Below are 11,765 nucleotides of genomic sequence, written 5' to 3' on the forward strand. Positions count from 1 at the left end.
TTATATCAATGCAGATATTTTGACAGCTCTTTTTTTTATTGTTGTTTGTCTTTAAATCTTCAACATCTTCTTCTCTCTCTCCAAATCCGTCTCATCCAACTTAGGTGAAGGTACCGTGCACGTTTTGATATAATCCCCCTCCTGACACGTATAATTATAGTACACCTCCAATTCCGGAGTCAATTCCGCCCGCGGAACCAGACACCCTTCCATCTCCAGAAACTGATTAACATCCGTACTATCCGACTGTTTCACCAACACAATACGACGCGCAATCGGATTATGATTGTAGTCCAGACAGAGATAAAGCCCTTTCAGCATATTCGGAAACTCATAATGCGGAAGTTGCAGGTAAATAGTCACCAGCGCAAACTGTGGCAAATCCCTTTCGTTGAACATCAGGTAAGAGTTCTGATGATTACTGATAATCCCGCTCCCCCAATGCACCGACTTATACGCATTAATCATCCCCACTTTCACATACTCATTATTCTCGGAAGCACCAATCATGTACGGCTCGATCTTCAGGCTATCCGTAGAAGACGACAAACTGTAACTAAGATACATACCGCTATAATTATACACCTCCTGCACAGACTCCTTCGCCTCCTTCCCCAGCAACTTGATAAAAGAGTTGCCACTCTCCGCCTCGCTCTGCACGTCCGGTTCCATCTCCTGAAGCAACAGCCTCACCGATCCCACATTATTTAATAAGCGTTTCTTGGAGACATTATTCACCAGCGCCAAAGCCTCATCCAGCGCCTCGTCCGGTGTGCGTGTTTTCAATAAGTCGATATAAGCGGGAAGCACACTCGAATACAAAGCAGACAACACACTCGGAGCCATATCCACCCGGTCGGCAATTTCTTTCATCTTCACCCCGTTGTTGCGCAGGTACTCTATTCTTTTATAAATATCCGTAAGTTCGTCCATGATTTTTCGGTCTGTTAATTGATTCCGTTGCAAAGGAATGACTAAAGTATTATGTTTGTATTGCATGAATATTACATTAATATTTCAGTACACAGAAAGGCACATATATACAATATGATTCATTGAAATTCATTTTTTCACTCGTTCCGGCACCCTACTTTTGCACCGGAAACAAAAAAAATAGCATTATGAATTTCAAAGAAAAACTGTCGCCTTCGGCCCAAAAGAAACTTTCCGATTTACTCTTTATCCTTTATGCGAGAGGAGCGGCACTGCTGTCCTATTCATTAGTCTACGCACTACGCAAACCGTTCACCGCCGCCACATTCGACGGCATGGAACTATTTGGTATGGACTATAAGATAGCCACCAGCATCATCCAGATATTCGGATATATGGTATCCAAGTTTATCGGGATCAAACTTATTTCCGAACTGAAGAGAGAAGGCCGCCTGAAATTCATTCTTGTTTCTATTTTAGTGGCCGAACTCTCTTTGGTTCTTTTCGGATGCCTGCCCCGCCCGTTCAATGTATTGGCGTTGTTCTTCAACGGACTGTCACTTGGCTGTATGTGGGGAGTCATCTTCAGTTTCCTCGAAGGACGCCGGGTGACGGATCTGCTCGCTTCCCTCTTCGGACTCAGTATCGCAGTCAGTAGCGGCACAGCCAAATCCATCGGACTTTTCGTTGTCGACACCCTGCACGTCAGTGAGTTCTGGATGCCTGCACTGATCGGTGCGGTAGCATTGCCCCTGCTGGCAGGACTGGGCTATATCCTCGATCACCTGCCCAAACCGACTGCCGAAGACAAAGCGCTGCGTGTGGAACGTGTCACCCTCGACAAGCAACAACGTTGGAACCTGTTCCGCAGCTTTGCTCCCGTATTGACACTGCTTTTCTTCGCCAACCTCTTTCTCACCGTTTTACAAGATGTCAAGGAAGACTTTCTGGTGAAAATCATAGACGTCAATGCCGCCGGACTTTCCCCGTGGGTATTCGCCAAAGTGGACGGCGTGGTCACACTGATTATCCTGGCCATTTTCGCCACTCTGGCAGTAATAAAAAGCCATATCAAAGTACTTTCCGTCCTATTAACCCTTGTCATTGCCGGAGCAATCACACTTAGCACTGTAGCATTCAACTATCATACCCTGCAACTTTCTCCGCTCGTTTGGTTATTTATCCAGAGCCTCTGCCTCTATTTTTCCTACTTGAGCTTTCAAACCATTTTCTTCGACCGCTTCATCGCCTGTTTCCGCATCAAGGGAAATGTAGGTTTCTTCATAGCGATGGTCGACTCTATCGGCTACACAGGCACAGTGGTGGTATTGGTAGTGAAAGAATGTTTCAACCCGGATTTGAACTGGCTGGAGTTCTACAATACAATGGCAGGGACAGTAGGAATCGTCTGCACCTTCGCATTTACCTTAGCAATGATTTATCTGACACAAAAATACAGAAAAGGGAAACAGGGTGAAATACGCGGGAACGAATCCTGCCCCGTCCCCTCCCTCGCTTCTTATTAATTTCCGACGAATAAACCAATATTATATAGAAACAAGAATGAAAAAGATTGAATGTATTATTATGGACTGGGCTGGTACAGCCGTTGACTATGGATGTTTTGCCCCCCGTAGCTGCTTTTATCGAAGCATTCGCCGAAAAAGGACTGGTGATCGATGTTGTACAGACCCGCAAACCAATGGGACTACCCAAGATTCAACACATCCGCGAACTACTTTCCATGTCTGACGTGAACGAACAGTTTACCGCCCGTTACCAACGCGCCTGGACGGAAGAAGACGTGGTAGAACTGAACCGCCTTTTCGAGAAGCATCTCTTCGCCTCTCTCGAAAACTACACAGACCCTATTCCGGGAGTAATCCCGACTTTGGAGAAGTTACGTGCCGCAGGTATTAAAATAGGATCGACCACCGGCTATACCCGCGAAATGATGGATGTAGTCCTCCCCGCCGCACAGGCAAAAGGATACCACGTGGATTATTGCGCCACTCCCAACCTGCTTCCCGCCGGACGTCCCGCTCCTTACATGATTTTTGAGAACCTGACGAAATTAGCAGTTCCCAGCCTCGACACCGTTATAAAAGTAGGCGACACGATTGCCGATATCCGCGAAGGAGTGAACGCGAAAGTGTATAGTGTAGGCGTGATTCTCGGCAGCAATGAGATGGCACTTACCGAAGCAGAGACAAAATCAATGCCTGCCTCCGAACTCGAAGCCCGCATCGCAGACGTCAAAGAGCGCATGCTTGCCGCAGGAGCTTCTTACGTGATACGCACTATCGAAGAACTTCCCGCACTGATTGAAACGATCAACGCCGGCAACTAACATTCACGCCCGCACCCAACAATCAGAAAAAAACAAAATCATTTATTTATTCATTTCTAAAGAAAACATCATTATGAAACCATATTTGTTATTAACTCCCGGACCTCTAACCACCTCTGAAACAGTAAAAGAAGCCATGATGACCGACTGGTGTACGTGGGACGAAGACTACAACCTCGGCATCGTTCAGGAACTCCGCAAAGACCTGGTTAACATCGCCACTAAAAAACCGGAAGAATACACCTCCATCCTTTTACAGGGAAGCGGAACCTATTGCGTGGAAGCCGTTTTGGGCGCCACCATCACCCCGAAAGACAAACTCCTGATTTGTAGCAACGGAGCCTATGGCGACCGTATGGGCAACATTGCAGAATATTACCACCTCGACTACGACATGCTGGCTTTTGAAGAAACAGAGCAGGTATCAGTTGAATATGTAGACGATTATCTTAGCAATAATTCCGATATCACACATGTCGCTTTCGTTCATTGCGAAACAACGACCGGTATCCTGAATCCGATCAAAGAACTATCCCACATCGTCAAGATGCACGGTAAAAAGCTGATTGTAGACTGTATGAGCAGCTTCGGAGGTATCCCCTTAGATGTAAACGAACTCGGTATCGACTTCCTGATCAGCAGTTCCAACAAGTGTATTCAGGGTGTACCGGGATTCGGATTCATCATCGCCCGCCGTTCGGAATTAAACCATTGCAAAGGAGTGGCACGCTCTCTTTCTCTGGACATCTACGACCAATGGGAAACAATGGAAAAGGGACACGGAAAATGGCGCTTCACTTCACCGACACATGTTGTCCGTGCTTTCAAACAAGCCCTGACGGAATTGATTGAAGAAGGAGGCGTAGAAGCACGTTACCAACGTTACTGCGAAAATCACCGTATTTTGGTGGAAGGTATGCGTGCACTCGGATTCACAACATTACTCGAAGATGACATCCAGTCGCCTATCATCACTTCTTTCCTTTATCCGCATGAAGGATTCGACTTCAAAACATTCTATTATGCACTGAAAAATAAAGGATTCGTGATTTACCCGGGAAAGATTTCAAAAGCAGATACCTTCCGTATCGGCAACATCGGTGATGTGCATCCGGAAGACTTCCGCCGTCTGGTAGAAGTCATACGGGAAACGAAATACTAGAAAGTCAAATCTTTCAAGTTCATCTTGAATGATTACTTACTAATATGTTGTATGATGTTCCTGCGAAGTTCTGAAAGACTTAATCCTCTTTCAGGACTTCATTATTTTCTTTTCAGGGTGGAAGGCTGCGATAGCCTCAAGCTACTGACGATGGCTGCCACAACGGCAAACCCACTCCCCACCATCAGGCAAACAGCCGTGCTCCGGCTATGAGTGACAAAGCTGAAAAGCAATGCAACCAATGTTGTTCCGGTGGTCTGCCCCAACAGGCGGGCCATTCCCAGCATCCCACTGGCCCCTCCCGAACGCTGCGTAGGAGCGGAAGAAATAATCGTGCTATTGTTCGGCGTCTGAAACAATCCGAAGCCCGCACCGCATAACATCAAACGCAGGATAATACTTATATCAGATGATTCGGCAGTCAGGCTGGAAAGCGAGAAAAGTCCGATGGCAAACAGAGCCATCCCGATACTTCCCAAGATACCGGGGTGAATACGCTCCACGAGATACCCTGCCAATGGAGCCGTGACCAACGTAGCCAACGGCCACGGAGTAAGCAAAAGTCCGGTCATCACCTCACTGTGTCCTAAAGTGTTCTGCAGGAAAAAGGGCAGGGAAACCATTGCCGACATTTGAGCGATAAAGGAACAAATGGAAGTCAGGATGGATAACCGGAAAATCGGAATCCGTAACAGGTCGAGTGGTAGTAACGGGGTAGTCTGCGCCAGTTGTCGGCGCACATAGTACGTGCCGACTACTGCCAATACAACCAGTTGGATGAAAAGAAAATCCATTTCCTCGTGATGGGCGAATCCGTCCAGCGTATATATAAGCAGACCGAAGGTTACCGCATTCGCTATGGCGCTGATATAATCAAACTTGCGTTTCGAACGTTCCTCCTGCCTTGGCAGATGTTTGATGCCGAGAAACAATGCGGTAAGTCCCAACGGAACATTAATAGCAAATAACCAGTGCCAGCTGGCAATAGAAAGAATACCGCTCGCCACAGAAGGTCCGGCGGCAGCCGATATGGCAACAACCATCGCATTAATCCCCATTCCCCGCCCAATCTGGCTCTTCGGATAGATATAACGTAGCTGTGCCGTATTCACGCTGGTGATGGCAGAAGCACTGAACCCCTGAAAAATACGGGCGACGGTTAGCGTCCAAAACGAATCGGACAAGGCACAGATCAATGAAGTGATGCAAAACAGCCCGATACCCGAAAGAAAGACTTTCCGGTAACCGATGATTTCACCTAAAGCGGAAAAAGACAATAGCGATATGACGATGGCCAACTGATAGCCGTTGATAATCCAGGTTGTTACTGCGGGAGAAGTCCCAAAATCATGCGAAAGCGTGGGTAGTACGATATTGACGATGTTAATATCCAATACCGACATACAAAGAGCGAATCCGACGGACACCACTGCCCAAATCCGTTTAGGCATCGGCAATCCATCAGTTTCCTCTATTTTTTGAGTTGGATTTATTGATTGTACCATAAAAACTTATTCTTGTAAGTGTAGTCGTTCCTCCCGGAGGGATTTGTAAAGGTAAACAAAACAATGACAGAGGTGTTTTTGTTTCCTTTGAAAAATAAGTTTTTTTAGTGCAGTTTATTTCAGTTTCAAGATCCGTTGATTGCTGCTTCCCCTGAATTCCAGATACGGAGAGAAAAGAGCCTGCTCGAAGCGTCCGTCCACCAATACGTCTATATAATCAAGGGCAGCGCTCAAGCGGGGGTGTGCCTTGATTTCTTCGTAGCTATATCCTGTATAGCACCACACATTCATCCCCGTCTCCTCTTTCACCCGTTTCAGTAAAGGCAGAAACTCCTCCGGACGGAAGAACGGATCACCACCGGAAAAAGTAACACCGTCCAGCAAAGGATTTGCCTTGATTTCACGGATGATGGACTGTATTTTTTCTTCCGTCAGTTCCTCCCCCGCCCCCGGATTCCAGCTCTCCGGGTTGTGGCAACCGGGACAGTGATGGGAACATCCGGCAAGATAAATAGAGTACCGGATGCCTTCACCATCAACAATCGTTTCAGGATAAGTTCCTAATAAATTCACTTCTTAAATTGAAAATTGAAAGTTGAAAATTAAAAAATTAAAGATAGAAGCCTATTAGTGAGGCCATTTTCAACTCCTTACAGGTGTTTTACGCGGTCTTGTTCTTCTGCCCGCTTGGCAGAGTTCCAAGAACTTAAATCGCCTGTCAGGTAACCGGTTATACGGCGCATACGAAGGATGCTTTCACTCTGGCACACCGGACATTTATCGAAGATAACCCCCTTGTAACCACAGTTATGGCAAGTATCTACCGGGTGGTTGATAGAGCCGTAGCCGATCCCCTCGTCGTGCATCACTTTCACAATCTTGGCGATGGCACGTACATTCTTCTGTGCTTCACCGTCCAGCTCTACATATGTGATATGTCCACCGCGCGTAATGGCGTGGAACGGAGCTTCACACTTGATTTTCTCAACGATGCTGATCGGTTCTTTCACGTCTACGTGGAAAGAGTTGACATAATAGTCGCGGTCTGTCACTCCGGGGATTTTTCCATATTTCCGACGATCCATTTTAGTGAAGCGTCCCGAAAGTCCTTCGGCAGGAGTAGCCAGAACAGAGTAGTTCAGGTTATATTTCTCTTTATATTCGTTTACCACTTTATTCATTTCCATCACAGCTTCATACAACGTGTCCCATGCTTTCTGGTTGTGTCCGTGACCTTGGCCGTAGAGAGCCACCATCGCATTGTGTCCGCCGATAAATCCGATTCCCAGCGTACCGCTGCGCAATGCGTCACCCACCTGTTCGTTCGGGTTCAAATCCCCGCCGCCTTTCCACACATTATTTCCCATCATGAACGGGAACTGACGTGCCAGGGCCGTACGCTGATACTGATAACGCTCGTAAAGCTGATCGGCTACAAGAACCGACATAGTATGTACGGATTCGATGAAAATTTCTTTTGCCTTCTGTTCAATGGCATCCTTGTTGCGTTCATCCTCTATCAGGTTTTCCGCCTTGATGCGGGCTTCGATAGCCAGTCTCGGCATATTCAGCGTAGTGAATGAAAGATTGCCACGGCCTAAAGAAGATTTTTCTCCTGCCACGTTTTCAAAAACACGGGTACGGCAACCCATCGTCGCCAATTCGTAGATGTAACGTTTCGGATCGTCCGCTTTCCATTTCTCGTTTTGGTTGAAAGGTGCGTCGAGGAACATGAAGTTAGGGAACAGCGCTTTCGCCGTAGTCTGGCAAGCCTTCAACAGCAAGTCGAAGTTGGGAGCTTCGTAACGGTCGGTCATTGCCTCTTCGATGTTTTCCGCTTTCATTGCTTTCTCAAAGTCTTTCTCCGAGTAAGAAACTCCGTCTTTCACCTTGAAAATCTGGATCGGAAATACAGGCACTTCGCCTCTTGTGCCCAATCCTTCAATGGTAGCTTTCAGCAATTCTTCGATCACCATGCGACCTTCGGCAGAAGTGTCCGTACCGTAGTTGATGGAGCTGAATACCACCTGATTACCGCCACGTGAATGCATCGTGTTGAGGTTGTGGATAAATCCTTCCATTGCCTGATGGGTATCTTTGCGGGTCTGCTGATAAGCTTTCTCAACGATACGGGCAAGGTGTTCCTTGTCTATAATGATTTGTAAAGCCACTAAAGCGATGCGCAATGTTTCGCGTTCGGCTTCGGTGGACTTGATAGACGGAAGATATTCTTTAATCAATGTGCGAATGGATTTCTCATCGGCCTGATGTCCGTTTTCCATGGCGACATAGAAATTGATGAACGATGCCAGATGCTTGCGGAAAGATTTGGCCACACCTTTTGCCATGAAGAAATCGAAAGCAGGAATTGCCTGTCCGCCGTGTTGCTCATTCTGGTTCGTCTGGAAGATAATGGTAGCCAGCGTAGCATAACTCTGGATGCTTTGCGGGGTACGGATACTGCCGTTCTTTGTGCGGAAACCGCGTTCAAAGAGGTCGTCCATATCATATTGGATACAGGTTGTCGTCTTTGTCGGATAATAGTCCAAGTCGTGGATGTGAATATCTCCCAACTGGTGTGCTTCGGCAAAACGTTTCGGCAACAAGTATTTATACGTATAATCTTTGGTTACTTCGGAAGCGAACGTCATCATCTGGCCGGCAGGCGTGTGACTGCTCATGTTGGCATTGCTCAAGTTGACATCGTTCTTGTCGATAGCAACGATGCCGTCCATCACTTGCTTCATCTGGGTTTTCTTATCGCGCTCCGTATTCCGCCATTCGCGATAAATAATATATTTCTTCGCTACTTCCGGGCGTACTTTCATCAACGACTTTTCTACTAAATCCTGAATCTCTTCTACGGTAATAGTAGGAGTTGTAAACTGACTGATTACGTTCATAGTGATGTCAGCCACCAACTGCTGCTCATCCTGAAAACCGGTTGCACTGAATGCCTTACTGATTGCATTCTTAATCTTACTGATAGAGAAATCTTCTCTTTTACCATCACGTTTGATGATACAAATTTCCGCGTAGTTCATAACTTTAACTCCCGAAAGCTTATTAAATTAAAAATTGAAAATTGAAAATTAAAAAATTCCGGCAGGTCTTCTGACTTATCTCTCCCTCGCAACACCTTCCCACACCGATGTCGATGCAGTGGCATATTGTGCGGATTCTTAGAGAATTACAGCAGCGGGTACTGTCGCCGATTCACACAGCGTTCCCTCATTGACTAAACCTCTTTTAGCTCCGAAACCGGATACAAAGATAGAAGATTATCTAATAGCTTGGTTAGCTTTTAACATTAAATTTTGGGAAACTTTTCTTTCTCGCTGATATAGAAAGTTTTCCAAAACGGAAAACTTTTTTCTGATTTTAACGCAAGAAGTATTCTGTTTTCATTCATCTTTTTTCCGGAAAACAGACATCTCACAGGACACCTATCCCCTATTGCAGCTACAAAAGTGGGAAATTATTTTCTTTTGTTCTATACAAAATCAAAGAAATATTTCTGCCTTTTAAAAATTACTACTGATTTTTTCTTTTTCACTATGTTTCCGAAAAAGGATTTTCGGAATACGAAAAAAAGAAAAGCTGCCTCGTTCATTCGAGACAGCTTTTCACTTATTCCTTAACCTTACGTTTACTCTATGAATGGCTACACGTTTTTACCTGTTACGCGAGCTACGTGCGGGCGACACGTCTTACATATTTACGCTATTCGGTTTCATACCTTTTTCAGATACGCCAACTCTTTTCTATCTGGCTAGTCCTTTTCTATCTGGCTAGTCCTTTTCTACCTTACCGTTTCTCCGGTGGCGGAAACGCAAAACTGCTTCAAGAATATCCAGCAACTTTTCCAATAATAATCTCATCCGTTTTCTTTTAAAGGTTAATAATCCGTTTTAAATACCTGTCACTAATTAATTACTATCTTTTTCCAGGCACGGATTACACAGATTAACACGGCTACTTTGCAGCAATGACAACACTAAAGACCGTGAAATCCGTGTAATCCGTGCCTAAATTATTGTATAAACAAATTCGGTTAAGCGGCCGGATCCGGAGCTTCGCCTCCTCCGCCACCAGGTTCGTTGCCGTCATCCGGGTCTTTGTCAATGACGTCGTCGGCAACAAACGAACCCGCTACATCCTTGATGTGCACAAATTCCACTCCAGTGGTCAATGCGCGGGTAGCACTTCCGTTAGCGGCACGGGTGTATTCAGGGGTAAACTGACAACGCAATGAAGTGATCTGCGAACTGCTGACCTTACTCTCCAACTCCACTCCTTTTCCTCCTGCTTTGGCAATCATAGTAAATGTCCCCAAGCCTTCGAGGCGCACCGTGCGACTGTTGAGCAACTGTTCACGCATCACCGACATCAGGTTACGAATCACGTTATGAACATCACCCGCCGTCAGCGAGGCTTTTTCTGCAATCAATTCCGCCATTTTCTGCGTATTGACCATTTTCCCGAATTTCACCAGACGGGGATAATAAAGTTTCTGTCCTTCCTTGTTGGCAAGTGTTGCCTGATAAGGTTTGTAAATTAATGGCATACTATTTTCCTTTCTTTTTTGATTGATAAATAAATAACTACTGTCTGTAACCGATTACGAAGACAAAAGTACACGAAGAGAAGAAAGCAGGGAAACACGATGTTACAACCCGTCGCAAGAGAGAACAGACAAGCACAAATTGACACGATTCATGCCTGCAAAGGCTTCTGTACAAAACAGAACCAACCGGCATAAAAAGGCGTACCTTTGTATGAGTTCATACAAAATAAACCTCTAAAAAACAGTCAATATGAAAACAGAAACAACTCCAAAAGCAGAAACAGAAAGCCGTACCCGCATACAATCCTATAGCAAAAGCCAGCTGGCCGGACTTTACCTGCCTCACATACAGTCCGCCTCGGCACGACGCACCCTCCGTAGTTGGATTGCCAAGAATACCGCACTGCAAGCCGCACTCGCCCAAACCGGATATAGCGAAAAAGCCATCCTGCTCACTCCGGCACAAGTAGGACTATTCTTCAAGTTTTTAGGAGAACCTTGAAACGACTCTTTTATAAGGAAAATCATTCGGCCAAAGACAAAACAAGGCAAAAACAAGCCAAAAACAAGGCAAAGATAAATAAGGCAAGACCAAACAAAGCGGACATTTCATCACAGATCACGCGAATCAAATTATAACTTGCTGATTGCTGTTATAAAGAATCCAAGATAATCTGTAGTGAAATGTCCGCCCATTAGATGAGAAAAGGATTATATCATTCCGGAGTACTTCCTCCCGACGGCTTCATCAAATCGACTGCCCCCCCGTTTTCCTCTATTCTCCATCTTTTTTCTTCACCTTTCCTTCCTTTTCACCAGTCTCCGGAAGCAATGTTTTATCGTCATTAAACTGAATATCAATACGAATATGATGATCATCATCAACTGTATAGCCTACATCCGCAGAATCTCCTAGAAAAAGCTTCAGAATCCAGCACAACACCTCCGGAATATTGGGAATAATCGTTGCCCTTCCAATCACACAGGAGAAAAAATTAAAGATAGTTGTCCAATTGGGTATAGGGCTCCGACCGTCGAAATTACACCTGTACACACGCCCCACGGACGAACGCGAACAATCCGAATTCTTTTCAACATATTTTTCTGAAATATTATTCAGTTGCCCCAACTTAAAAACACAATCAATCACTTTCTTTTTAACATCATCGTCGCTGTGACGTACACCGGCCATTTCTTTCTGACCATTTTCACTGTTAAAAATCACTTTTCTTTCTACCTTAGTCATTT

The 11,765-nt window shown here is 45.5% G+C and carries 9 protein-coding genes, 1 pseudogene and 1 riboswitch; of the genes and pseudogenes, 4 read left to right on the top strand and 6 right to left on the bottom strand.

Annotated elements, in window-relative coordinates; all coding sequences use genetic code 11:
• Nucleotides 1-51: 51 nt before the first annotated feature.
• Nucleotides 52-933, bottom strand: a complete 882-nt coding sequence (locus NXV01_RS24185; protein ID WP_148365058.1) for a hypothetical protein — start codon at nt 931-933, stop codon at nt 52-54.
• Between the two features lie 188 nt (nt 934-1,121).
• Here NXV01_RS24185 and NXV01_RS24190 point away from each other — a divergent pair, with 188 nt between their 5' ends.
• The 3 genes and pseudogenes from NXV01_RS24190 to NXV01_RS24200 all read left to right on the top strand — a co-directional run bounded on the left by NXV01_RS24190 (nt 1,122) and on the right by NXV01_RS24200 (nt 4,445).
• On the top strand, nt 1,122-2,459 hold the full coding sequence (locus NXV01_RS24190; RefSeq protein ID WP_259023326.1) for a DUF5690 family protein: 1,338 nt from the start codon (nt 1,122-1,124) through the stop codon (nt 2,457-2,459).
• Between the two features lie 37 nt (nt 2,460-2,496).
• Nucleotides 2,497-3,283: pseudogene (phnX, locus tag NXV01_RS24195) on the top strand (phosphonoacetaldehyde hydrolase).
• Nucleotides 3,284-3,356: 73 nt separating this feature from the next.
• The gene (locus NXV01_RS24200) at nt 3,357-4,445 is read left to right on the top strand and encodes a 2-aminoethylphosphonate--pyruvate transaminase (RefSeq protein WP_148365061.1); all 1,089 of its coding nucleotides are present in this window, start codon (nt 3,357-3,359) and stop codon (nt 4,443-4,445) included.
• Between the two features lie 101 nt (nt 4,446-4,546).
• Here the strand turns inward: NXV01_RS24200 and NXV01_RS24205 are convergent, their stop codons facing one another.
• From NXV01_RS24205 to NXV01_RS24220, 4 genes are all read right to left on the bottom strand, one after another.
• Complete coding sequence (locus tag NXV01_RS24205) at nt 4,547-5,950, bottom strand: MFS transporter (protein WP_148365062.1); 1,404 nt, start codon at nt 5,948-5,950, stop codon at nt 4,547-4,549.
• A gap of 114 nt (nt 5,951-6,064) precedes the next feature.
• A complete protein-coding gene (gene nrdG, locus NXV01_RS24210; protein WP_148365063.1) occupies nt 6,065-6,523 on the bottom strand; it encodes an anaerobic ribonucleoside-triphosphate reductase activating protein in 459 nt (152 codons plus the stop codon).
• A 77-nt stretch (nt 6,524-6,600) separates the two neighbouring features.
• Nucleotides 6,601-8,994: an anaerobic ribonucleoside triphosphate reductase gene (locus tag NXV01_RS24215; protein ID WP_148365064.1), complete on the bottom strand. Its 2,394-nt coding sequence runs from the start codon at nt 8,992-8,994 to the stop codon at nt 6,601-6,603.
• A gap of 42 nt (nt 8,995-9,036) precedes the next feature.
• Nucleotides 9,037-9,231: riboswitch (cobalamin riboswitch) on the bottom strand.
• A gap of 773 nt (nt 9,232-10,004) precedes the next feature.
• The gene (locus NXV01_RS24220; protein ID WP_122136990.1) at nt 10,005-10,517 is read right to left on the bottom strand and encodes an HU family DNA-binding protein; all 513 of its coding nucleotides are present in this window, start codon (nt 10,515-10,517) and stop codon (nt 10,005-10,007) included.
• 250 nt (nt 10,518-10,767) lie between these two features.
• Here NXV01_RS24220 and NXV01_RS24225 point away from each other — a divergent pair, with 250 nt between their 5' ends.
• Nucleotides 10,768-11,019: a DUF4248 domain-containing protein gene (locus NXV01_RS24225; RefSeq protein WP_148365065.1), complete on the top strand. Its 252-nt coding sequence runs from the start codon at nt 10,768-10,770 to the stop codon at nt 11,017-11,019.
• A 273-nt stretch (nt 11,020-11,292) separates the two neighbouring features.
• Here NXV01_RS24225 and NXV01_RS24230 read toward each other — a convergent pair whose 3' ends face one another.
• Nucleotides 11,293-11,763 (bottom strand): hypothetical protein, encoded by a 471-nt coding sequence (locus NXV01_RS24230; RefSeq protein WP_148365066.1) that lies wholly within the window; start codon nt 11,761-11,763, stop codon nt 11,293-11,295.
• Between the last annotated feature and the right edge of the window lie 2 nt (nt 11,764-11,765).

Source organism: Bacteroides sp. BFG-606 (assembly GCF_024788145.1).
Lineage (GTDB): Bacteria > Bacteroidota > Bacteroidia > Bacteroidales > Bacteroidaceae > Bacteroides > Bacteroides vicugnae.

Coding starts and splice junctions, on each gene's coding strand:
- NXV01_RS24185 (WP_148365058.1), bottom strand. CDS start 933: ATGGACGAACTTACGGATATTTATAAAAGAATAGAGTACCTGCGCAAC.
- NXV01_RS24190 (WP_259023326.1), top strand. CDS start 1,122: ATGAATTTCAAAGAAAAACTGTCGCCTTCGGCCCAAAAGAAACTTTCC.
- NXV01_RS24200 (WP_148365061.1), top strand. CDS start 3,357: ATGAAACCATATTTGTTATTAACTCCCGGACCTCTAACCACCTCTGAA.
- NXV01_RS24205 (WP_148365062.1), bottom strand. CDS start 5,950: ATGGTACAATCAATAAATCCAACTCAAAAAATAGAGGAAACTGATGGA.
- NXV01_RS24215 (WP_148365064.1), bottom strand. CDS start 8,994: ATGAACTACGCGGAAATTTGTATCATCAAACGTGATGGTAAAAGAGAA.
- NXV01_RS24220 (WP_122136990.1), bottom strand. CDS start 10,517: ATGCCATTAATTTACAAACCTTATCAGGCAACACTTGCCAACAAGGAA.
- NXV01_RS24225 (WP_148365065.1), top strand. CDS start 10,768: ATGAAAACAGAAACAACTCCAAAAGCAGAAACAGAAAGCCGTACCCGC.
- NXV01_RS24230 (WP_148365066.1), bottom strand. CDS start 11,763: ATGACTAAGGTAGAAAGAAAAGTGATTTTTAACAGTGAAAATGGTCAG.